Origin of the sequence: Clostridioides sp. ES-S-0005-03, from assembly GCF_020658455.1 — a bacterium.
In the GTDB taxonomy this organism is placed as follows: domain Bacteria; phylum Bacillota; class Clostridia; order Peptostreptococcales; family Peptostreptococcaceae; genus Clostridioides.
In genome coordinates this window covers 102851-126930 of the sequence record NZ_JACVWI010000001.1, presented here as the reverse complement: position 1 = coordinate 126930, position 24080 = coordinate 102851, and the positions used below count along the sequence as shown (strand labels likewise).

Annotated in this window: 24 protein-coding genes and 1 riboswitch; of the genes, 4 read left to right on the top strand and 20 right to left on the bottom strand. The window is 29.2% G+C overall.

What is annotated here, in order from left to right:
• Positions 1–190: 190 nt before the first annotated feature.
• The 3 genes from rpmF to IC218_RS00575 all read right to left on the bottom strand — a co-directional run bounded on the left by rpmF (position 191) and on the right by IC218_RS00575 (position 2205).
• Positions 191–367 carry a 50S ribosomal protein L32 gene (rpmF, locus tag IC218_RS00585; RefSeq protein ID WP_003419113.1) on the bottom strand — a complete coding sequence of 59 codons (177 nt, stop codon included), beginning with the start codon at positions 365–367 and terminating at the stop codon, positions 191–193.
• Positions 368–391: 24 nt separating this feature from the next.
• A complete protein-coding gene (locus IC218_RS00580; protein ID WP_227482193.1) occupies positions 392–916 on the bottom strand; it encodes a YceD family protein in 525 nt (174 codons plus the stop codon).
• A gap of 92 nt (positions 917–1008) precedes the next feature.
• The gene (locus IC218_RS00575) at positions 1009–2205 is read right to left on the bottom strand and encodes an acetate/propionate family kinase (RefSeq protein ID WP_227434098.1); all 1197 of its coding nucleotides are present in this window, start codon (positions 2203–2205) and stop codon (positions 1009–1011) included.
• Positions 2206–2659: 454 nt separating this feature from the next.
• On the opposite strand from IC218_RS00575, the gene IC218_RS00570 reads away from it, so the two are divergent.
• Entirely contained in the window at positions 2660–3940 is a 1281-nt protein-coding gene (locus IC218_RS00570) for a nucleotidyltransferase (protein ID WP_227482192.1), read from the top strand.
• Between the two features lie 304 nt (positions 3941–4244).
• Here IC218_RS00570 and IC218_RS00565 read toward each other — a convergent pair whose 3' ends face one another.
• The 5 genes from IC218_RS00565 to IC218_RS00545 all read right to left on the bottom strand — a co-directional run bounded on the left by IC218_RS00565 (position 4245) and on the right by IC218_RS00545 (position 9791).
• Entirely contained in the window at positions 4245–5636 is a 1392-nt protein-coding gene (locus tag IC218_RS00565) for an FAD-binding oxidoreductase (RefSeq protein ID WP_227482191.1), read from the bottom strand.
• A 10-nt stretch (positions 5637–5646) separates the two neighbouring features.
• Positions 5647–6867 carry an FAD-binding protein gene (locus IC218_RS00560; RefSeq protein WP_227434095.1) on the bottom strand — a complete coding sequence of 407 codons (1221 nt, stop codon included), beginning with the start codon at positions 6865–6867 and terminating at the stop codon, positions 5647–5649.
• 13 nt (positions 6868–6880) lie between these two features.
• On the bottom strand, positions 6881–7669 hold the full coding sequence (locus IC218_RS00555) for an electron transfer flavoprotein subunit beta/FixA family protein (protein WP_227434094.1): 789 nt from the start codon (positions 7667–7669) through the stop codon (positions 6881–6883).
• A 16-nt stretch (positions 7670–7685) separates the two neighbouring features.
• Positions 7686–8960 carry a nickel-dependent lactate racemase gene (gene larA / locus IC218_RS00550; protein ID WP_227482190.1) on the bottom strand — a complete coding sequence of 425 codons (1275 nt, stop codon included), beginning with the start codon at positions 8958–8960 and terminating at the stop codon, positions 7686–7688.
• A gap of 117 nt (positions 8961–9077) precedes the next feature.
• Complete coding sequence (locus IC218_RS00545) at positions 9078–9791, bottom strand: FadR/GntR family transcriptional regulator (RefSeq protein WP_227482189.1); 714 nt, start codon at positions 9789–9791, stop codon at positions 9078–9080.
• A 124-nt stretch (positions 9792–9915) separates the two neighbouring features.
• Here IC218_RS00545 and IC218_RS00540 point away from each other — a divergent pair, with 124 nt between their 5' ends.
• A complete protein-coding gene (locus IC218_RS00540) occupies positions 9916–11175 on the top strand; it encodes a sporulation integral membrane protein YlbJ (protein WP_227434091.1) in 1260 nt (419 codons plus the stop codon).
• 268 nt (positions 11176–11443) lie between these two features.
• Entirely contained in the window at positions 11444–12010 is a 567-nt protein-coding gene (locus IC218_RS00535; RefSeq protein WP_227434090.1) for a tyrosine-type recombinase/integrase, read from the top strand.
• A gap of 131 nt (positions 12011–12141) precedes the next feature.
• Here IC218_RS00535 and IC218_RS00530 read toward each other — a convergent pair whose 3' ends face one another.
• From IC218_RS00530 to IC218_RS00490, 9 genes are all read right to left on the bottom strand, one after another.
• Complete coding sequence (locus tag IC218_RS00530) at positions 12142–13344, bottom strand: homoserine dehydrogenase (RefSeq protein ID WP_227434089.1); 1203 nt, start codon at positions 13342–13344, stop codon at positions 12142–12144.
• Between the two features lie 103 nt (positions 13345–13447).
• Positions 13448–13554, bottom strand: a riboswitch (SAM riboswitch).
• A gap of 93 nt (positions 13555–13647) precedes the next feature.
• Entirely contained in the window at positions 13648–14016 is a 369-nt protein-coding gene (locus IC218_RS00525; RefSeq protein WP_227434088.1) for a YhbY family RNA-binding protein, read from the bottom strand.
• Positions 14017–14045: 29 nt separating this feature from the next.
• Positions 14046–15323 (bottom strand): GTPase ObgE, encoded by a 1278-nt coding sequence (obgE, locus tag IC218_RS00520; RefSeq protein WP_227434087.1) that lies wholly within the window; start codon positions 15321–15323, stop codon positions 14046–14048.
• 110 nt (positions 15324–15433) lie between these two features.
• Positions 15434–15724 carry a 50S ribosomal protein L27 gene (gene rpmA, locus IC218_RS00515; protein ID WP_003419086.1) on the bottom strand — a complete coding sequence of 97 codons (291 nt, stop codon included), beginning with the start codon at positions 15722–15724 and terminating at the stop codon, positions 15434–15436.
• Positions 15725–15737: 13 nt separating this feature from the next.
• Positions 15738–16055 (bottom strand): ribosomal-processing cysteine protease Prp, encoded by a 318-nt coding sequence (locus IC218_RS00510; RefSeq protein WP_227434086.1) that lies wholly within the window; start codon positions 16053–16055, stop codon positions 15738–15740.
• A 14-nt stretch (positions 16056–16069) separates the two neighbouring features.
• A complete protein-coding gene (rplU, locus tag IC218_RS00505) occupies positions 16070–16381 on the bottom strand; it encodes a 50S ribosomal protein L21 (RefSeq protein WP_003419082.1) in 312 nt (103 codons plus the stop codon).
• Between the two features lie 100 nt (positions 16382–16481).
• Positions 16482–17903, bottom strand: a complete 1422-nt coding sequence (locus IC218_RS00500) for an Rne/Rng family ribonuclease (RefSeq protein ID WP_227482188.1) — start codon at positions 17901–17903, stop codon at positions 16482–16484.
• A gap of 19 nt (positions 17904–17922) precedes the next feature.
• A complete protein-coding gene (locus tag IC218_RS00495) occupies positions 17923–18621 on the bottom strand; it encodes a TIGR03936 family radical SAM-associated protein (protein WP_227823627.1) in 699 nt (232 codons plus the stop codon).
• Position 18622: 1 nt separating this feature from the next.
• Positions 18623–20467 carry a TIGR03960 family B12-binding radical SAM protein gene (locus IC218_RS00490; RefSeq protein ID WP_227482186.1) on the bottom strand — a complete coding sequence of 615 codons (1845 nt, stop codon included), beginning with the start codon at positions 20465–20467 and terminating at the stop codon, positions 18623–18625.
• Between the two features lie 307 nt (positions 20468–20774).
• On the opposite strand from IC218_RS00490, the gene IC218_RS00485 reads away from it, so the two are divergent.
• Positions 20775–21968 carry an FprA family A-type flavoprotein gene (locus IC218_RS00485; RefSeq protein WP_227434082.1) on the top strand — a complete coding sequence of 398 codons (1194 nt, stop codon included), beginning with the start codon at positions 20775–20777 and terminating at the stop codon, positions 21966–21968.
• A gap of 145 nt (positions 21969–22113) precedes the next feature.
• On the opposite strand, the gene IC218_RS00480 is transcribed toward IC218_RS00485, so the two are convergent.
• The 3 genes from IC218_RS00480 to minE all read right to left on the bottom strand — a co-directional run bounded on the left by IC218_RS00480 (position 22114) and on the right by minE (position 24067).
• Positions 22114–22527, bottom strand: coding sequence for a methylglyoxal synthase (locus tag IC218_RS00480; protein WP_227434081.1), 414 nt, complete (start codon positions 22525–22527; stop codon positions 22114–22116).
• Between the two features lie 40 nt (positions 22528–22567).
• Positions 22568–23698, bottom strand: coding sequence for a rod shape-determining protein RodA (gene rodA / locus IC218_RS00475; RefSeq protein WP_227434080.1), 1131 nt, complete (start codon positions 23696–23698; stop codon positions 22568–22570).
• 84 nt (positions 23699–23782) lie between these two features.
• Positions 23783–24067 carry a cell division topological specificity factor MinE gene (minE, locus tag IC218_RS00470; RefSeq protein ID WP_054273171.1) on the bottom strand — a complete coding sequence of 95 codons (285 nt, stop codon included), beginning with the start codon at positions 24065–24067 and terminating at the stop codon, positions 23783–23785.
• Between the last annotated feature and the right edge of the window lie 13 nt (positions 24068–24080).

The following is a 24080-nucleotide window of genomic DNA, read 5'->3' as shown; positions in this document are numbered from 1 at the left end:
ATTTTATAGCTGTAATTAGTACCAGCTACTAATAGTAGTATATAGTAACACACAAAAATTTTCAATACTTATATTATTATTTTTCTAATTTTTAATATGCATAAAATCCATTTATTTCTCTAGTAAATCATCTTTTTTATATGTACAAAAAAAACATGTAGAGTACACTCTACATGTTTTTTAGAAGCTATTACTTAGATACAACTTCTTTACCTTTATAATATCCACAGTCTGGACACACTCTATGTGGTAATTTTGGCTCATGACATTGTGGGCAACTTACAAATCCTGTTGCTTCCATCTTTGAGTTAGCTGCTCTTCTCATTTTTGTGTTTGATTTAGACGTTTTACGCTTTGGTACTGCCATTTACGCCACCTCCTTAGTCAAAATTTAATTAAATAAATCTTTTAATTTAGCAAAACGAGGATCTATGTATTCCTCATCGTTTGTAATTTCACTGCAAGAACATTCTCCTTCATTTAAGTTTGCTCCGCATCCTTGACAAAGACCTTTACAGTTTTCACTACAAAGAACTTTATGAGGCACATTAAAATCTAATGTCTGTTCTATTATATCAATAAGGTCGATTTCTTCACCATCGAATATAAAAGGATCAAATTCCTCAAATTCATCTTCATCATAATCTTCTTCTTTTACTAAAAAACCTTGTATAGAATACTCTAATGGTATTTCTACTTCTTTAAGACATCTTGAACAATTGTCAACAATTGTAAAATTAACATCTATATCTAGATACAAACCTTTATTAGTCTTTGATACTTTACCTTTTAAATTTACAGGTGATACTAATTTGTAAATCTCATCACAATAACTAATAGTATCAATTTTTTCACAAAAATTCAAGTCTATTTTGTCAGTTTCTTTTCTATTTATTTTTTCTATGCTAACTTTCATTAAGTTCACCTCAACATATCACCAAATTTATTATACAAATCTAGCATTTGTTTGTCAAGTATTTTTACTTGATAGGCATAAGTTTAATTAAATTATTTTACTAATCTTAATGTATCTCTAGCTATCATTAATTCTTCGTTAGTTGGTATTAAAAGCATTTTTACTTTAGAGTCATCAGTAGATATTACTGTTTCTTTTCCTCTAACATCATTAGCTTCCTTATCTAGTTTCATTCCTAAGAACTCCATATTAGAAGCTATGTCTGCTCTTATAGCCTTTCCATTTTCACCTACACCAGCAGTAAATACTACAACATCTAATCCATTCATTTCAGCAGCATAAGCACCTATATACTTTTGTACTTTTTTAACATAAGCTTCTAATGTTGCTTGAGCTCTTTCATCTCCATTTTTAGCTGCATCTTCTATATCTCTGAAATCACTAGAAATTCCAGTCATTCCATATACTCCAGATTCCTTGTTCATTAATTTATCTAATCCATCAGCATCTAAACCTTCTTTTCTCATTAAGAAAGGTAGTATAGCAGGGTCTATATCTCCACATCTAGTTCCCATTATTAATCCTTCTAATGGAGTGAATCCCATAGATGTATCTATACATCTTCCACCATCAACAGCAGCTATAGAAGCACCATTTCCTAAGTGACAAGTTACTATTTTTAAGTCTTTTATATCTTTTCCTAACATCTCTGCTGCTTTTTGAGATACATAGTTATGAGAAGTTCCATGGAACCCATATCTTCTTACTCCATATTTAGTATATAATTCATGAGGTAAACCATATAAGTATGAAGATTTAGGCATTGTTTGATGGAAAGCAGTATCAAATACTCCTACCATTGGTACACCTGGAAGTATAGCTTTACAAGCATCAATTCCCATTATGTTTGCTGGATTATGAAGTGGAGCTAAATCTATACATTCTTTTAAAGCTTCTTCTACTTCTGGAGTTATTACTACTGAAGTTGCAAATTTTTCTCCAGCATGAACAACTCTATGCCCTACTGCATCTATTTCTTTCATTTCTTTAACTGCACCAAATTCTGGATGAGCAACAGCTTCTAATACTAATGCTATTGCATCTTTATGGTCTTTCATTGGTTGTTCAACAATGTATTTATCATCTCTTCCTGCTTTTTCATGTTTAAGTATAGAACCTTCGATTCCTATTCTTTCAACTAATCCTATACATAAAACTTCTTCATTACTCATATCTATTAATTGATATTTTAATGAAGAACTCCCACAGTTTAATACTAATATTTTCATTATTATTTCCTCCTTAGATTTTTATAAATGATATGTAATCAATTTTGATTCATAATAAATGTCTAAAAACTTATATTTTATTATTTTGTCATAGATATATTATTGTATACATTAAACGATTTTCATAAATAATATATCACCTTTTAATATAAAAGTATATACTTTTTTTTATATTATATCATATTTCTACTACAGCAAATTGTGTGTTTTAATAACAATTTATTAACAAATTAACTTAATGTAGATTATTCTTTCCCATTTGCTATAATAATATAATATAAAGGCTTAATAAAGTTATTTTAATAACACTTAACTGATTTCTTGTTATGTAGTATTTCTACATTTTAACAAATTTTTTTATGTTTTTTAGCTAGGTAATTAAAAATTTAAATTTTATACATATTATAATAAATTACAATATAGATAAAATAAACAAAGGAAAAAGGAGCATTTTATGAATATACTTGGATTAATAGTTGAATATAACCCATTTCATAATGGACATATCTATCATTTATCTAAATCTATAGAAAAAACAAATGCAACACATACAGTGGCAATCATGAGTGGAAACTTTCTTCAAAGAGGTGAGCCCGCTTTATTTGATAAATATACTAGAGCAAAAATTGCTGTCGAAAATGGTGTAGACTTAGTTATAGAATTACCAACTATGTTTGCTTGCCAAAGTGCCGAAATTTTTTCTCATGGTGCCATAACAATTTTAAATTCTCTAAACTGCATAAGTTCTGTATGTTTTGGTAGTGAAGAGGGAAACACAGATATTCTTTATAGTATTGCAGAGATTTTAGCAAATGAGCCAAAAGAATTTAAATTACTTTTAAAAAAATATTTAGATGATGGTATGTTATTTCCAGTGGCTAGAGCTAATTCACTTTTTGATTATATACACCAATATGAAAACAACGACTTATCTCAAAAAACTACAAAAGAACAATTATTAAAAATATTAAATTCATCAAATAATATACTTGGTATAGAATATATAAAAAATCTTATCAATTTAAACAGCAATATAAAGCCATTTACTATTTCCAGAGTTCAGTCAGAGTACAACTCTAAAGAAATTAATAATAGTATTTGCTCTGCTACTGCTATAAGAACTTCACTTAAGGAAAATTGTAATATCTCTCAATTAAAAAAAGTTATTCCAGAAAAAACTTATAGTATATTAAACGAAAAAATAGATAACAAATTTTTTCCTATGTTTGATGAATTATTTTTTGATACTTTAAAGACAATCATACTTAGGGACATATCCAATTTAAAGGATTATTTTGAAGTAAATGAAGGTATAGAAAATAAAATTTACAAAGATATTTTTACATCTAATTCTTTATACGAATTACAATTATCAATTAAATCTAAGAGATATACTTTAACTAAAATCAAGAGAACTTTAAATAATATATTGTTAGGCATAAAAAAAAGCGATATTCACCTTGTAAAAGATATAGATATTGTTCCTTATATAAGAATACTTGCTTTTAATGACAAAGGTAGAGAAGTTCTAAAAGAGATAAAAAATAAATCTAACATAGACATAATAAATAAATTTTCAAATATATCATTTTCATTAGATGATGCTATTTTTGAAACACTTATAAGTTATGATATAAAATCTACAAATATATACAACTCAGTATATTATAGAAATAATCAAGGTTTAGTAAAAGGTCCTATGGACTTTTACACTCGTCCAATATATGTAAAATAAGTTTTTTAAATAACCTTATAAATTTTAAATAACCTCATTAAATTAATAAGATGTATTTATAATTACAAATATTTTTTATAAATAAAATACGCTTCACATGTGTATTCATATTTTTAGGATGGTAACACCAACTTAACTTAAATAATATTTCATATTTCTAAAGTTAAATAAACATTGCCATCCTAAAATCTTTATAAATAATATTAATATTTACAAATACTATTAACATTAAAAAGTAAATTTAAGTTATTAAATTTAAACCTGTTTTTTATAACTTTTATGTTTAAAAATAACATTTATATATTTAATATATTTTTCCTGGATTTAAAATATTTTTAGGGTCAAAAGCTATTTTTATATTTTTAATTAACATCATATAGGCATCTGATTTTGATTCATGTAAATACTCTTTTTTTGCATATCCTATACCATGTTCACCTGAGACTTGACCATTAAGTTCTCTAGATTTTTTATACATACAGTCAAAAGCTTCTTTTAATCTTACTTTCCAAGTATGTTCATCCATACTATCTTTTAATATATATATGTGTAGATTTCCATCACCTGCATGACCAAAACTTTTTATTCTTATTTTTAACTCATCTTGAAGCTCATGAGTATATCTTATAAACTCTGCTACCTTGTCTCTTGGTACAACGACATCACATTCATCCATTTCTGTTGTAGATGCCTTTATAGCTTCTAAGAAAGCGCCTCTGGCTGACCATATAGAATCATTTCTTTCTTGCGTATCTGATATAAATACATCTAATGCTCCATTTTCTAAACACAGATTAGCAACTTTTTCATATTCTTTTTCAATTTCTTCAATACTATTTCCATCAAACGTAAGTAGAAGATAAGCATCTGATGTATTATCTGGAAACTTTTTACCTAAAAATTCTTCCGCAGCCAATATTACATCTCTCTCCATAAATTCTATGGCTGTTGGTATTGATTTCGATTTTATTATTTTAGGAACAGTCTCTATTGCCATTGATAAATTAGGAAAAGGTATAAGTAAACTTACACTTTTCTTTGGTAAAGGAAGCAATTTTAATATCGCTTTTGTAACTATTCCTAAAGTTCCTTCTGAACCTATTAATAAATCTTTTATACTATATCCAGAACTATTTTTAACTACTTTTCCCCCTATATTTATAACTTCTCCATTTGGTAATACTACTTCAAGACCTCTAATATAATCTCTTGTAACACCATATTTTACTGCTCTCATTCCACCTGCATTAGTATTTATATTACCTGCTATTGTAGCACTCTTCTCACCTGGGTCAGGTGGATAAAATAAGTCTCTCTCTTGAACATATTGACCTATTGTCATAAGCAAAACTCCTGGTTCTACTGTCAATGTTAGATTTTCATAATCAACCTCAAGTATTTTATTCATTTTACATAGATTAATCATTATTCCACCATTTATGGCAACAGCAGCTCCTACAAGACCAGTTCCTTGTCCTCTTGGCGTAACTGGTATATTGTTTTCATATGCATATTTCATTATTTTAGATACTTGCTCGGTTTCAATCACATTTACTAAAACCTCAGGATATTTTTCTATTCCTCCAAGTTCATCATGTGAAAAATCTTCATTTATATCACTTCCAACTACTACATTTTCATCTCCACAAATATCTATTAAAAAATCTATATCTTTTTTATCAATTGATTTATACATCTCTATCCCCCTATTCAGCTGCTGATGCCACATATATTTGCTTATCATTTTTTTTATTTTCTATTTTTTTTATCAATTTAGGAATAATATCATAAATATCTCCTATTAAAGCTAAGTGTGCTACATCAAGTATAGGTGCCTTATCATCTTTATTTATAGCTACTATATAATCAGCTCCTTGCATTCCTGCAACAAATTGAACAGCTCCAGATACACCACAAGTTATTATTAATTTAGGCTTTACAGTTCTACCACTAAGACCTATTTGTTTTTTAGCATCTATCCAACCTGCTTCTATAATCGGTCTTGTTCCTGCTACTTGAGCATTTAACTTGTCAGCTAATTTATATATCATATCCATATCTTCCTGTTTCTTTATTGCTCTACTTGCAACTACTATTACTTCTGCTTCTTCAAGACCAACTTCTTTATTTTTTTCTTTTACACTCAGTACTTTAATCTTAGATTTTAATTCTTTTTTTTCTATTTCACATAAAGTTATTTTTCCTGTAGCATTTTCTACCTTTTCTGGAGCTGAAAATATTTTATATCTTACAGTGGCAAATTGAGGTCTATTATTGGGTGTATTTATGTGAGCCATTATATTTCCACCAAATGCTGGTCTTATCTGGTCTAAATCAGTGTTTGATTGCACATCAAGTATTGTACAATCTGCTGTAAGCCCTGTTTTAAATCTAGCAGCAAGCCTCGGAGCTAATGACCTACCTAATGTAGTTCCACCAACCAACATTATTGTTGGTTTTATTTTATTTATAAAGTTTTCTATTGCCTTTGCATATGGCTCTATCCTAAATTCTTTAAATTCATCTTCATCGTATACAAATACTTCATCAATACCATAGGAGATAAGATTCTTACATTTATCTTTTATATCTTTTCCTACAAATACACAATATACAGGTTGCTTTATTTTTGATGCCATTTTGCGAGCTTTTCCTATAAGTTCATATGTTACAGGATGTATATTTCCATTATGATGTTCTACATATACTGCCACTCCCTTCCATTCATCCTTATTTATTTTTGCTTTATTACTTTCTATAAATTCAAATGCACCTTTGGGTCCACTTTTGACACACAATTTGCACATCTTACAGCCAGCACTTATTTCTACCTTACCTGATTTTTCTTCTATAGCACCAAAAGGACAAATTTCTAGTACTCTTTTTAAATCAGTTATTTTATCTTGATTTACAACTATTTTTGACATTTCTTCTTCCCCCTTAGACTAATTTTAATTCCTCTAATTTATTTATAAGCACAGAACTTAACTCTTCTGGATTTCCTCTCATAATATTTTTATCTGTATTTGGCTTAGGAGGAAATATTCTTACAACTTGAGTAGGGGAACCATTTAATCCATAATTATCTTCGTCCTTATCTTCAAAATCATCTAAACTGTACACAGGTATTTTTCTTTCTTTAGTTTCTAACTTTAACTTAAATGAAGGCAATCTTGGTTGAAAAATATCTTTTTCTACTGTTATCAAACAAGGATACTCAATTTCACATACTTGTAAATCATTTGGCATATCTATTTCAACAACTATGCTTTTCTCTTTGATTTCAATTAATTTTGTAACATTAGTTACATGAGGTATATCTAAAAACTCGGCTACTTCAGGTCCAACCTGCGCTGTATCACCATCAGTAGTTTGTTTTCCACAAATTATTAAGTCTACTCTACCCATTTTTTTAATACCTTGCGATATAGTGTAAGAAGTTGCCAAGACATCTGCCCCTCCAAATCTTCTATCGCTTATTAAAGCTCCTTCATCTGCCCCCATCATAAAACTCTCTTCTATTACCTTCTTTGCTTGCGGAGGACCCATAGTAAGTACTTTTAAATTAGCTTTTATGTCGTTTTTTATTCTAAGTGCTGTTTCTAAAGCATATAAATCATAAGGATTCATTTTTGAATCTACTCCATCTCTTTTCAATACACCTGTGGATTCATCAACCTCTACTGTGGTTGTTCCAGGTACTTGTTTAATACATGTCAAAATTTCCATAAACTACACCCCTTTTTTATTTAACTATCACTGATACTCCATCAGGTATAACTGTAACTTTACTATCTTCACCGACTATATTAGTAGCCATCTCTAAAGCATCCTTAAAATTAAATGCATGTTTCATATGCATTTTCTTTATCATTTCAGGACTACACTTATCTGTTACCATTATTACAGTATACTTAGATAGTATTCTTGCTAATATTTGAAATTCCCATTGGTCTGGAATTGTATCACATCTGTCAACACTTCTAATTTTTTCTAAAAGTTGTTTTGGAGAATCTGCATTTGCTACATTTTCATAAAAGGATTGACCTCCATGACCATCATTACATGCTGCAATCATTATTATTACTCCACCTTCTTTACAGGTAGCCTCTGCTGCTGTCATCCCCTTAACTGCTTGATAAATATTTTGGTCTAATGGGTATCCACCATTTGTACTCACTACAATATCTGACTTTATGGAATTTACTTTTGAGAGTTCTGTTACAAATTCACAACCTCGGGTATGTGCTTTTTCGACATCACCAGCAAATGATGCTATTACTTTTTTCTCTTTATCTATTACAACATTCAATATAAATGCTAGTTTGGCAACCTTAGCTGCATATACCATATCTTCATGAATAGGATTATTTTTTAATTTTCCAGTTCTCGAATTGTCACTATCTATAAAATCACTACAATGGTTATACATTATAGTCTTTGCAGAGGCTATTCCTGGAAGTACACTTTTTCTTCCTCCTGAGAAACCTGCAAAAAAGTGTGGTTCTATAAAACCTTCTGCGATTAAAAGTTCTGCATCATATGCAAGTTTATTTATATATAAATCCCCACCTGAAGGTAATACACCCACCTTGCACATAGCTTCATCATCAGTAGATATATGCATGATTATTTCTTCATTATCTACAATTTCTTCTCCCATCTTATAAACTAATTCTTCTCTTGTACTTGGCCTATGAAAACCAGTTGCTACTATAATCTTCACATCAATTTTAGGATTAGCTTTCCTAATTCTTCTTAAAAGAATTGGCATAGTTACTTTACTTGGAACAGGTCTTGTATGGTCACTTGTAATTATGACTACATTCTTTTTTCCTTTAACTAACTCTTCCAATGATAAAGAGCCTATTGGATTATTCATAGATTCTTCAACTATTTCTTCTTGTGTCTTATGTTCTACATAATTATCCGATTTTGATTCCAAGACACCAAGAAAACGTTTGTTAGGTATTTCTAAAATCATTCCTTGCTTTGAATAAGGTACTTTTAACTTTACCATCTTTAATCTCCCATTATAATAAACTATAAAATTGGTATGTGGTCATACCAGTTTTACATTTATATAATAGTACCATTATCTTCTATTTGCAAGAATAATTTATTTTATAACAAACTTTTAATTTTCATTTTTTCTGTAGTTTTTACTTATAAATCTCATATGCTCTTTCGCTTTTTCATGTGCAAGTTCAGTATTGTTTTCTATAACTGCCTTATATATAGCTTCATGTTGCTTAAGCAAGATAGTTTCATTTAAAGGTTCTGCAATTATCTTCTCTCTTGCATCCTCTATAAATCCATCAAACAATTTTGAGGCTGTTATAAAAAGACTTTGAATTAAATAATTTTTACTTATTGTAGCCAATTTGCTGTGAAATTTTTGATCTAATAAAACCAAAATTTGATTATTATCTTTTTTATTGGTTTCTATTCTCATTTCATCTATTATACTTTTTAATTCTATAGATTCAGAAGAAGTTATTCTCTTTGAAGCAAGTTTTGCAATCTCAATTTCTAAAATTATTCTAAGCTCTAGTATGTCTTCAAGTGTACCATTATTCAGTTTAAAAATCATAGATAAAGGTTCTATTAAAGTTTTTTCTATATTTGTGCATATAAAATTACCCTCACCTTGTCTGCTTTCTATCACACCCATAGTTTCTAAAACCCTGATAGCTTCTCTAATAGAGGTTCTACTTACATTCATTTGTTCAGACAATTCTCTTTCAGATAGTAGTTTATCACCCTTTTTTAACTCTCCATTTAATATTTTATATTGAATTTGCTCAATTACTTGTTCATAAACTTTTTTACTAGCTATACTATTAAACATTTTTTCCTCCCATGTAGTAGTCGTTGTTATAATATATATCTATTATATATCTTAAGCCATTACATTCATATATTTTTGTTACTTTTAATATAATATCTTATAACTCAAATTTACAGGTGATATTATGAAAAAAAATAAAATTATTGGTTTTTTCGCTCCAGCTATCATAGTTGGGGTTCTAGTTTTAGGCATTATCTTATACCCAAATGAAGCTATAAAATCTGCAAGAGAGGGTTTTTCCATATGGTCTAATGTTCTAGTCCCATCGCTACTCCCTTTTATAATTGGTGCAAACCTAATTGTCGATTTAAAAATAGTAGATATTATAGGGTTTATTATTAATCCCATAACTAGACTTGTGTTTAATGTATCAGGAAAAAGTGCTTTAGCTTTTGCAATATCAGCAGTATCTGGTTATCCAGTGGGAGCAAGTCTAGCTTCTGAATTTAGAAGCAATAAACAGATTTCTAAACATGAAGCCCAAAGACTGGTATCTTTTTGTTCTACATCAGGACCTTTATTTATAATAGGCTCAGTTGGTACAGGTATGTTTCAAAATTCAAATTTAGGTTACTTGATGATTTTATGCCATTACTTGGGAACTATATTAGTTGGTCTTTTTTTCAGAAATTATGGAAATGAAAATCTTCCAAAGACAAAATTAGATTTAAAAACAAACATAAAAAACATAATTAATATTAGAAGTTCTAGTGGTAATGGTTTTTTTGTTCTATTTGGAAATGCTGTCTTTAATGGAGTAAATACATTACTTACAGTTGGTGGATTTGTAATTGTTTTTTCGGTAGTATTTAAAATACTATCACTATTTAATGTAATCTCTTTAATAGCATCAGTTATATATTTACCACTTTCACTTTTAGGTGTCAATAAAGAACTCTGTCAAGCATTTGTAAGCGGTCTATTTGAAATCACAATTGGTTGTAATAAGGTATCTAGTATAACAAGTGCCCCAGAAATCCTAAGAGCATCTTTGGCTAGTTTTCTGATAGGATTTAGCGGATTGTCCATACTAGCTCAATGTTGTACATTTTTATCAAAAACAGATATAGACTTAAAATTATACATATTAAGTAAGTTTGCACATGGACTTTTAGCAGGTTTATTTATTTTTATACTTTATCCTATTGCAAACTCTACTGTATTAGTTTCTAGCTTTGCTGATACATATAATGTTATATATAATAACTTAATTTGGTTCTATTATCTTAGCTATTATGACACTATTCTTCAAATTGTAATAATAATCTACTTAATTTCAGCTTTATTTGTTGCTAAAAAACACATGAGAAATTTATCTACAAGTGGAAAATTAATTAGATATAAAAATACTTTTTTTATAAAAAACTTATTTCGAAAAAAATAAAATGTATAAAAATTAACTAAATGCTTCCATTTTCTAATTATATTTGTCATAATCTTAATAACCTTTTTAATTACTTTATCAGCATAGTTATTTCATCACAATTTTGATAATTTTTTATAACAATATTTTTCAAAAATTCTCCTTAATCACATATAGCACACTTATATAAAGTAATTGGTATATTTTTCCAATATATAATATTTCATTTATATTATATAATAAATACCGACCTAAACTTATCAAATCAAACTAAGAGGAGTGGTTGAAAATGGCAACAAGACCTATAGAAATAGACGAATATAAAAAGATAATGGAACTACTACATACGGGCTTTATTTATAGTGAAAATGGCGTTGAAAAAAGATTTAGAAAGAATCCTAAGGTTGCATTAGCACTAATGTTAGAAGCTAATTTAGGTCTAAGAATATCAGATATTTTAAGATTAAAAATAGGTAATTTTAAAGGTAATATGTTGGAAATAAATGAAAAAAAGACAGGTAAACTACAGTATAGACCTGTTAACAAAAATATAATTGAATCTATAAATGAACATGCAAGAAAGTATAATCTTAAATCAGATGACTACTTAGTAAATATAAAGACAAAAGCTATCCAGAAACAATTGAGAATAATTTGTAAATACTTAAATTTGTATAACATAAGCACACATAGCTTTAGAAAGCTCTATGCTACTACTCAATTTGAAAAGAGTAACAATAACTTAGAATTAGTTAAGGAACTCTTAAACCATAGCTCTGTAGCCACTACACAGCGATATATAAGGGTAACTCAGCAAGCTATTAACGAGGCGAGTGAAAATTTTTTTATTGAATAAGTAAAATGTTATAATCTATCTATTTTTCTATTATCTTATTAAGTCACCAGCTGTTAAAAAGGTGAAGAAAAACAAAATAAACTTTTTGTTTTTCTTCACCTTTAAATTTTTACAGTCATTACATAGATATTTTAATCTACTTTTAATAGTTTTTTAACTGACTTACTATATTCATTTCTCTTTACATCTTCTAAGAACCTATCAATTTCATGTTCTGATTTTGCATTTATAAAAATAGCAAATTCTTCTTCATCTATAATATTATAGCTATCTACATATTTATCTAAACATTTTAAAATTCCATCTTTATTATATTCACTAAATCTAACTACTGCACTACATTCATCTTCTATAAGCCCACTCAAATCCAATTTACCTTTTGAAAAAGACTTTATATTTGAACTCCTATTATCTATTATATCTATGATATCAGCATAAACAGCACTTCCTGTTGCACCTCTTCCAGCACCCTTACCTACAAAAGAAAGTTCTCCTACAGAATCTCCCACTATAATTACTACATTAAACTCATTATCTATTTTAGACAGCATATTATCATTATCCACCAATGCAGGTCTAACAAATCCACTTACTTCTCCCAATTCATATTTACTTCTAGCAACTAATTTTATCTTACAATTTAATTTCTTAGCATATTCTATATCCTTTTCATCTATTGAAGTTATTCCTTCTAATAACAAATCTTTCCAATACACTATTTTCCCATAAGATAAAGTAGATAATATAGATAGTTTTCTAGCACTATCATATCCTAATACATCTGCATCTGGATTAACTTCTGCAAATCCTAGTTCTTGTGCTTGTTTTAAAGCTACATCATATGGTAAATTTTCATCATACATCTTTGATAATATAAAGTTGCATGTTCCATTTAAAATAGCATTTATACTTTTTATATTATTACCTTCTAATGATTCTATTAATGGCTTTAAAACTGGAATACCACCTGCTACTGATGCTTCAAATTTAATGCTAACATCATTTAAGTTAGCCAGCTCTATAAGGTCACTACCTCTTTCAGCTAATAAATCTTTATTTGCTGTTACTACATGTATTTTTTTATTTAGAGCTCTTGTTACATAATCAAGAGCTGGATTTAGTCCTCCAATTACTTCAACTAATATATCAACATCTTTGTTAAATATATCTTCTATATCTGTTGTTACCTTATCAAAATATCTCTTTGATTTATGCTTCTCTTTATTTTTAACTAAAATTCCAGCTATTTCTATTTCTCTTTTTAAAGTATTATTCTCTATTAAATCTATTAATCCACTTCCTACTGTTCCATACCCTAGTATTCCTATCTTCACTGTTACATACCCCCATCACTTTTGATTATATTAATTTATTTATATATATAAATATGCCAATTAAAAAAGCTTGAGTATAAACTCAAGCCATATGACGGGTTTATACTCATCTTTCAGCGTAATTGCTGCAGGATTTAGCACCAATGTATATTAAAATATACTGGTTGCCGGGCTTCATAGGGCCAGTCCCTCTGCCTCTCTTGATAAGATTGCTAATTTAAATTTATTGTTAATAGTATAATACAATTTTTCCCAATTGTCACTATATTTTTTAACTTATTTCTTCTAAAATAATCTAATTAATTATCTAACTGCTCTTTTAGTTGGTTTACCTTTTTTTGTAACATTGTTATTTTTTACCTTAGCTTTTGCCTGTTCATGACCTGGAAAAAGTATCTTGGGCTCATCAATATTTCTCTTGTAAATAGTAAACTTAAAACCAATAGCTTGAACAAACTCTGCTCTTAAAGCTTCACATACTGCATTAGCAGTTTCTTTAGCATCAAGACCTGCATTTTCTAGTATAGTAACCTTTACTAGTTCTCTAACTCTTAGCATATCCTCTAATTGCTCTAAAAAGCTTTCTGTAACGCCTTCCTTACCAATTTGTGTAGTAGGCTTTAAAGTATTTGCTAAAGATCTTAAATATGCTCTTTGCTTTCCTTTTAACATATTATCACCTCTATAATTCTATATCAAAATTAATTGTAAAATTCAAATTCCAATTCGTAAATTCTAACTACATCCCCATCTTCAATTCCCATCTCTCTAAGCCTATCAAATACACCTTGACTTTCCATAGCTTTTTGGAAATATTGAAGTGATTCCATATCATCAAAATTTACAGAATACATTATTCTTCTAAGTGCCTTACCTGTAACTACATATACACCATCTTCAACATCTATGTTCAATCCTTCTTCTGTTCCAATATCAAGTTCTGGTCTATACATTTCTTCTTCTGAAACTAATTCCACATCTTCTACTTCTTTTAACATTTTAGAAACGTAGGCAATTACATCATCTATTCCTTGACGAGTTGCTGCAGACATCTTAAATACTGTATATCCTCTACCTTCTAATTCATCCTTAAATTTTTCAAATTGGCTTTCATCTTCCAATATATCAAATTTATTTGCAACTACAACCTGAGGTCTTGTTGAAAGCTTCTCATTATATAATTTAAGTTCATCATTTATTTTGTCAAAATCCTCAATTGGGTCTCTACCTTCCAGTCCAGATATATCTACAATATGTATCAATACCTTAGTTCTCTCAACATGTCTTAAGAATTCATGACCTAATCCTATACCTTCAGAAGCACCCTCTATAATTCCAGGTATATCAGCAAGTACAAAACTATCTCCAAACTTAGTTTGAACAACACCTAAATTTGGTGTCAATGTTGTAAAATGATAGTTTGCAATTTTGGGCTTAGCTTTGGTTACAACTGATAAAAATGTTGACTTACCTACATTTGGAAATCCTAAAAGACCTACATCTGCTATCATTTTAAGTTCAAGAGTTATCCATCTTTCTTCTCCATCTGTACCAGACTTTGCAAAAGCTGGAGCTTGTCTTACTGCATTTGCAAAGTGTTGATTACCTTTACCACCTATACCACCTTTTGCAACTACTGCTGTATCTCCTTCTTTCTTTAAATCTGCTAGTACAAGACCTGTAGCTTCATCTCTTATTACTGTACCTGCTGGTACTTTTAATATTAAGCTTTCTCCATTTTTACCAGCCCTTTTACCTTTGCTACCGTCGCCACCGTGTTGAGCTTGATATTTTTTCTGGTATTTAAAGTCCATTAATGTTCTAAGACCTAAATCAACTTCAAATATGATGCTCGCTCCACGACCACCATCTCCACCATCTGGCCCACCAGCTGGAACATATTTTTCTTTTCTAAATGCTACCGAACCATTTCCACCATTTCCAGCTTTTACAAATATTCTCGCTTTATCTATAAACAAATTCTTCACCTACTTAATTAAAAACTTTTAATTAGCTTTACCAAAAATACTATTATAAATTCATCAGTATTATAAGAAAAAGGAGTGCATCAACACTCCTTTTATGTATATTACTCAGCTATTGCTACTGGATATATACTAACTTTTTTTCTCTTCTTGTCTTTTCTTTCGAATTTAACAGTACCATCAACTAATGCAAATAAAGTATCATCGCTACCTTTTCCAACATTAGTTCCTGGATGTATTTTAGTTCCTCTTTGTCTAACTATTATACTTCCAGCAGTTACTAATTGCCCATCGAATCTCTTAACACCTAATCTTTTAGATATAGAATCTCTACCATTTTTAGAAGAACCTACCCCTTTTTTAGATGCTAATAATTGTAAATTCATGTTTAACATATGGAGTCACCCCCTACTTTTTTAAAATTTTTATATTTTTTGGGTATTCCCGTTTAATTTCTTCAACCGCTAATTGAAAGTGATTTAGTAATAACTGTGCATCTTTTAGATATGCATCTTTAACTATACATTCTATATGCCCTTCTTCTCCTACTACCTTTTCAAATTCAATCTTTTGTAACTTGTCTAAAGAGTTTATAACTGCAATAGCATTAGACGTAACTGCAGAACAAACTATATCATAGCCTATTTCAGCAAAATCAGCATGTCCCTTTAAACAAAAACCTTGCAACAAGAAATCATCATTATAATAATATTTAACCTTTATCATAACTAGTCCAATAATTAAGCGTTGATTTTCTCTACAACTATCTTAGTATATGATTGACGATGTCCTTGTTTTCTTCTGTAATCTTTTTTTGCTTTATACTTGAAAACTATAACTTTCTTAGCTTTACCTTGTTCAACAACTTTTGCTTGAACAGATGCTCCTTCTACTACTGGAGAACCTAATTTTAATTCTCCATCTTTAGAGCAAGCTAATACTTCGTTTAAAGTAACAACATCACCTGCGTTAGCTTCTAACTTTTCAACGAATAATACATCACCTTCAGAAACTTTATATTGCTTTCCACCAGTCTTTACTATAGCGTACATTAAATACACCTCCTCGGTCTCAAACTCGCCAGTACAAGGTACTTCATTAGAAGATTTAGACCTTTACTGTGCGGCATTACAATTATTAATTATAAAATATTTACATTTTATTGTCAACTATTTTATCAAAAATAACATTTGTTTTGTTGTGTTTTAATGCGCAGTTTGCGTTTAAAGAAATTTTCATATTATATTTTTCACCAATTTTATCAATTATATCCATATAATCTTCTTTTATTTGTTTAAAAACAAAATCATTGAATTCTATTATTACGTTTTTATAAACTGTATGCTCACTTATTCTCATAATTTCTTTTTCGACACTATCCACTATATGATGTATAGATTTTATAGTTTTCGTTCCATCACAGCATGGGCAAGCCATTAAATAATACTTATCAATAGACTCTTTTTCTCTTCGTCTTGCAACTTCTACTAAGCCAAGTTTTGTCATTCCTAACACTTCAGCTTTTCTCTTATCTTTACTAAACTCTTCCTCTAGTATGTGTAATACCTCATTTTGATATTTCTTTTTATACATATCAATAAAATCAATTATTATTATTCCAGCTATATCTCTAATTCTAAGCTGTCTCACAATTTCCTTTGCAGCTTCAATATTTGTTTTATAAACAGTCTCATCAAGTTTACCAGTTCCAACAAACTTACCTGTATTTACATCTATAACAGTAAGAGCTTCTGTTTTTTCTATTATTAAATAACCACCACTCTTTAACCATACTTTTTCATTTAATAATTTTTCTATTTGAGATTCTATTCTATATAAATCAAATACATCTTTATTTTCTTCAAGGTATAATTTATCAATATAATCATTATTTATAAGCTTCAAAATAGGTTTTAATTCATGATATTTATCATAATTATTGATAATTATAGACTCAATCTCATCATTTACATTATCTTTTACATATTTAGTTGCAAAATCTAAGGACTTATATAATAGCTTTGGTCCCATACCAAGTTTATATTCTTTTAAAATATTATCATACTTTAATTTTAACTCTTCTATATCTTTTTTTATTTCATCATGAGTACAGCCTTGAGCTTCAGTTCTTATTATTAATCCCAAGTTTTCTTTATTCACTGCTTTTGTGATTTTTTTTAATCTAAATCTTTCTCTTTCATCAGTAATCTTATTTGATATAGTAGTTCTGTCGTTGGAAGGTATATAGACAATATACCTTCCAGATATACTAATTTCAGTATTTAATTTTGCACCCTTAGTACCAATTTCTTCTTTATTTACTTGAACCAAAATCTCTTGCCCAGATTTTATGGTACTTTCTTTTTTTAACTGTAAATAAGCAAGTTTCTTAAATCCAATATCTACAAAACATGCTTCTATTCCTGGTATAACTTTTTTTACAATTCCACGATATATATTGGATACAGTTTTTTTATTTAAGTTATCTTCAACAAAAAGTTCTACTAACTTTCCATCTTCAAGCACTGCTGTTTTCTGAGACCCTATTAAGGACTCAATAACTATCTTCTTCACAACTTCACCTCTCACGAACTTACATAGGAGTCACTAATTCCCCATCTTCTAATACATATAAATCTCTTCTCAATATATCAACTTCTAATGGGTCAATATCCAGTTCAAACATCTCTAACATTTTAGGAATAAGTATATTAGTATTTAAATTAGTTTTTGAACCTGTAGCTATAGTAGCAGTAAGAGTAATATGCTCATCTTCTAAATTTAAAACATCAAAAGTTCTTATCATGGGTCTTATATCAACTTCAACCAATTTTCCTTTTTTATTCTTTTTTGTTATGATTATCTCTTTATTATTCATAAAGTCAATTACTTTTCTTTTTACAAACTCTTTAGTCAAAGGCCTTTTTAAATCTATATTAAACAGATACTCTCCATAATCTATTACGGAAGAAAGAGAAGGTGTCTGTCTATCAATTTCCTTTGCTTTAATAAATTCTATCCCCTCTGGAAGCTGAACTGACACTTTATCTAAAAACTCATCTACCAATAAATCATCTTCTATCTCAATATCCACATACTCGCCTTGGCTTTCTGTCCCTAATGCTAAAGCATTACCATAACTCATCTTAGGATGAGGGTTAAACCCTTTAGAATGTGATAAATTTATTTCAGCTCTCCTAAATGCTCTTTGTAATAATCTTTGAAGGTCAAGATGTGATATATATATCATATCACCTTCTTTTTTAAATTTGACTCTAATTATTTTACTCATATTAACAAAGCCCCCTTCCTATATCATGTATATTTATTCCACAACCATTACAATTATGTCTGCAATCAGAAGTGATTTTTTCTTTTTTAGCATTTTCATCTTCTCTAATCAAGAATTTTTTACTTACACCTACATCTATATGGTCCCAAGGGAATACCTCTTCATATCCTCTATTTCTATGTGCATAGAAGTCTATAGAAAGATTGTTTTTTTCCATAGCTTCCTTCCATATATCTAAACTGAAGTGTTCTGCCCAGCCATCAAATTTTGCACCTAATTTAAATGCATCATATATAACTTTTCCTATCTTTCTATCTCCTCTAGCTACTACAGCTTCCATCAAGCTAGTCTTTGAATCATGATAGTTATATTTTATGTTGTTATTTCTCAATTTATTGACTAAATGTCTTTGCTTATCAACTACTTCCTCTGTTGTATCTTGACCATGCCATTGGAACGGTGTAAATGGTTTTGGTACAAATGTAGATGTACTTACTGTAACACTAAAACTTCTTTTTAGCTTACCTCCATTTACTTTTCTGTAAATATCAATAACTTTATAAGCTAATTTGGCTATTCCATCCAAATCATCATAAGTTTCAGTTGGCAAACCAATCATAAAGTATAGTTTAACACTATTCCATCCCATTTCGAAAGCTCTTTCTGTTGCATTTTCTAAGTCTTCTTCTGTAACACCTTTATTTATAACGTCTCTAAGTCTCTGAGTTCCTGCCTCTGGAGCAAAAGTAAGTCCAGATTTTCTTACTTGTTGTATTTTATCAGCAATCTCCATTGAGAAATTGTCTAGTCTAAGCGATGGAAGTGAAATTCCTATATTATTAGATGCATATTCATCTACTAAATAATCAGTAAGCTCAGACAACTTACTATAGTCACTTGTACTAAGTGATGATAATGATATTTCATCATATCCAGTATTCTTAACTAATTTGTCAAGTATCTCTTTAAGTCTTTCAACACTCTTTTCTCTTATTGGTCTGTATATCATACCAGCTTGACAAAATCTGCATCCTCTTGTACAGCCTCTAAACAATTCTAACACTATTCTATCATGAACAGTATCTATATAAGGTACTATTAATTTTTCTGGATAATCTACAGTTTCAACATTTTTTATTATCCTCTTAGTAGGACTCTTAGTAACCCCTTCTCTATTAGGAGTTACACTTTGAACTGTACCATCTTCATTGTATTTAACATCATAAAAACTTGGTATGTATACTCCTTCTATACTTGATATTCTGTATAAAAAATCACCTCTAGTTGTTTTATTTTTCTTCCACTCTTTATACTCATTTACTACTTCTAAGTTAACTTCTTCACCTTCACCTAATATTACTATATCTACAAAATCTGCTAAAGGTTCCGAATTATAAGCACAAGGACCTCCAACCATTATAAATGGGTCTTCCAATTTTCTTTCTTCTTTTAATATTGGTATATTGGCTAAATCTAATATATTTAAGATATTAGTGTATGAAAGTTCATATTGAAGTGTAAAAGTAACAAAATCAAAGTTTGTTATAGGCTCTCTTGACTCTAATGCAAATAATGGTATATTTTTTTCTCTCATTATATTTTCCATGTCAACAGCAGGAGAATATACTCTCTCACAAAATACATCTTCATCTTTGTTTATTACATCGTATAATATATGACTTCCTAAGTGACTCATCCCAACTTCATACAGGTCTGGAAAACAATGTGCATATCTTATCAATTCACTATTGCTAGTATCTTTATGAATTGAATTTATTTCATTCCCAAGATATCTAGCAGGCTTTTCTACTTTTTTTAAGATTTTTTTCAAGTCTACTTTATTCATTTATTAAAATTCCTCCAAACAAGTTCTTTATTTTTATTCTTATTTATAAGTAATATTATACACGATAAAATATTTTCTATCAAAAATATAACTAAAATATTGAATTTAAAATCTATATTATTCACAAAATAGTATATCTAAAAATATTTTCTATTAAATTTTTATTAAAATACAGATTTTTTACCAAATATGATATATTATAAACATAAAACTATGTTTTTGATGACTTATAATGACATCTTTTGTTTCACTGACCTCAAAATGGGGTATGTTATTTATATAATGATAATTTTTAGGAGGGTTAAAAATGAGTAAAGTTTTCGAAGTAAAAAAAGATATCTACTTTACTGGCGTAGTAGATGAAGGTTTAAAAGTATTCGACATAATAATGGAAACAGAGTTTGGGACAACTTATAATTCTTACTTAATAAAGGACGAAAAAACGGTTTTATTTGATACAGTAAAAGCAAATTTTAAGGATGAATTTTTAAGTAATTTATCAGAAGTTACTGATATAGCTAAAATTGACTATGTTGTAGTCCATCACACAGAGCCAGACCATGCTGGTAGTTTAAAATACTTATTAGATTTAAATCCTAATATAGAAGTTTATTGTACTAAAGCTGCTAAATTATACTTAGATGGTCAAATAAATAGACCTTTTAATTGTCATGTAATAAAAGATGGTGAAGTTTTAAATATCGGTAAGAGAAATCTTAAATTTATAACTGCTCCATTCTTACATTGGGTTGATACAATGTTTACTTACATTGAAGAGGACAAGACTCTTTTAACTTGTGACGCATTTGGTTGTCATTTTGCAAGTGTTGATTCAGAAGTAGTAAACAGTGAAGATTATCTAAAATCAGCTAAACATTACTATGATTGCATAGTTAAGCCATTTGCTAAGCACGTGTTGAGTGCTGTAGACAAGGTTGTAGGGCTAAACTTAGAATTTGATACTATATTAACTTCTCATGGTCCAATGCTTACTAAAGACCCAATGGCTGCTGTAAAGAGATATGTTGAGTGGTCTACAGAAGCTATTAATACAACTAATCAAAATCAAGTTTCTATATTCTACTTATCAGCTTATAGCAATACTTTAGAAATGGCTAAAAAGATAAAAGAGGGACTTGATAAAGAAGGTGCAAAAGCTGAATTATATGATTTAGAAAATATGACATTAACAGAAATGCATGATACATTAGTAGTATCAAAAGTAATACTATTAGGTTCTCCAACTATAAATAAAACAATGGTTAAACCTATGTGGGATTTATTCTCTGTTATAGACCCAATGGCTAACCAAGGTAAGATAGCAGGAGTATTTGGTTCATTTGGTTGGAGTGGTGAAGGTATAACTATGGCTGAAACTTTACTTAAAGCTATGACATTCAAAATGCCTGTAGAATCTCTTAAGAAAAAATTCTTCCCTAGTGAGGAAACATTAAAAGAATGTATGGAGTTTGGTGCAGAATTTGCAAAATTAGTTAAATAGTTATTTTTATTTAAATGACATATATCTATATTCCATCATTTAAATTATATAAAAAAACTCACATTAGAGTTTTTATCTTATAGAACAAATTAAAATGAGGTAGCTATTTTAGCTACCTCTTAATTTTATATATTATTTACTTTTATTAAACACGTTGACTTTTGCTCTTCCTAACTTCTCTCCATGATAGTTCTCCCCTATCAAGAGCTTTTATAAATATTTCTGCAGAAGCTAGATTTGTAGCTATTGGAACATGGTACACATCACAAAGTCTTATCAAAGCTTGTATATCTGTCTCATGAGGTTGAGATGTAAGTGGGTCTCTTAAAAAGATAACTAAATCTATTTCTTGTGTTACGATTAAAGAACCTATTTGCTGGTCTCCACCTAAAGGTCCAGATGCCAATCTAGTAATCTTTAATTCAGTTTCATCCATTATTCTTTTTCCTGTAGTTCCAGTTGCATATAGTCCATATTTTTTTAAAATTGATTCATAACCTATACAAAATCCTACTATGGTATTTTTCATTTGGTCATGTGCTACTAATGCTATATTCATTATACTCAATCTCCTCAATTTATGTTTAGAACTCTTACACTTAGAAATTTATTTTCTTTCTTCTCATACACACATTTAGTACTAATCCTAGATTGGCTAAAGATGTTAATAGTGAACTTCCTCCATAACTTACAAAAGGTAATGTTACTCCTGTTACTGGAATTAACGCAACAGTCATAGCAATATTTTGAATTATCTGGTAAGCAAACATACCCATAACACCAACTACAATGAGGGTCCCATAAAAATCCTTAGCATCTCTTGCAATTGCTAAAATCCGTAATAAAAATATTGCAAATAAGATTATAAGCACTGTCATTCCTATTACACCAAGTTCTTCACCCACAACAGCAAATATAAAGTCACTATCTTGTACTGGTAAGAAATCTTCTTGGTTTTGACTTCCATTATACAGACCTTTTCCAGTCATACCACCAGAGCCTATTGCTATCAAAGATTGCATAACCTGATAGTTTCCTTTTAAGGTTACATCTTCTGGATTTAGGAAGGCTTCTATTCTTACTTTTTGATGGTCTGCCATCATTAAATACATCAATGGCATTGATACCAAGAGTATTATTATTCCTCTTTTTATTAGCTTAGAACTAAGACCTGCTGTAAACAGCATTGCAAATACCATACAACAAAATACAATTCCTGTTCCTAAGTCTGGTTGAGCAAGTAGTAATCCAATGAATGGGAGAGAATAAACTACAACAGGTATAACCTCTTTTAATGTATTTAATTTATCCTTCTTTGTCTCAAGTATCTTTGCATAACTAAGTATAAATGTTAATTTTACTATTTCAGAAGTCTGCAAATCAAGTGGACCTAAGTTAATCCAAGACCTCGCACCGCCTTTTTCAGTACCAATTCCAGGTAATAAAACTACAGCTAATAAAACAAGGCTTATTATATAAAGAGCCTTATAGTACCTTCCTAGAAGATTATAATCAAAAAATAGTATTACTATAATCATTCCTATTCCAAGCACAAAAGCTAGTCCTTGCTTAACTAATTGATTATATGAACCTGTAGAATTAGCATGTGTTGCACTACTAAGTATAACAAGCCCAAAAATAAAGATAGCTAATACTGTAACTATAAGTTTCCAGTCTAACTGTTTTATCAACTTAATTGTCGACTTATAATTAATATTGATTTTTTTCAAAGAATCACCGTCTTTCTATCTTTAAACATATAATTAAATAAAAGGGGCATATACCAATAAGGATATCCCCCTTTTAAGCACTAATTACATACATCTATCTTTAATATTCTTTAATGGTATATTAGCAACTAATGCAGATACAGGTTTGTCATCATGTTCACCTCTGCATTTAGACATTTTGATTTCAAGGCCATCTTCTTCTATTTCTGCATAGTTGGCTATTACTTTTAAAATATCTGTTTTTATCATCTCTAAAAGTTGTGGTGAACAATCTACTCTATCATGAACTAAAACTAGTTTTAACCTCTCTTTAGCAACAGATTTACTAGTTTTAGCTTCGTTAGAAAAAACTCTAAATAAATCTAACACAGATGTATCCTCC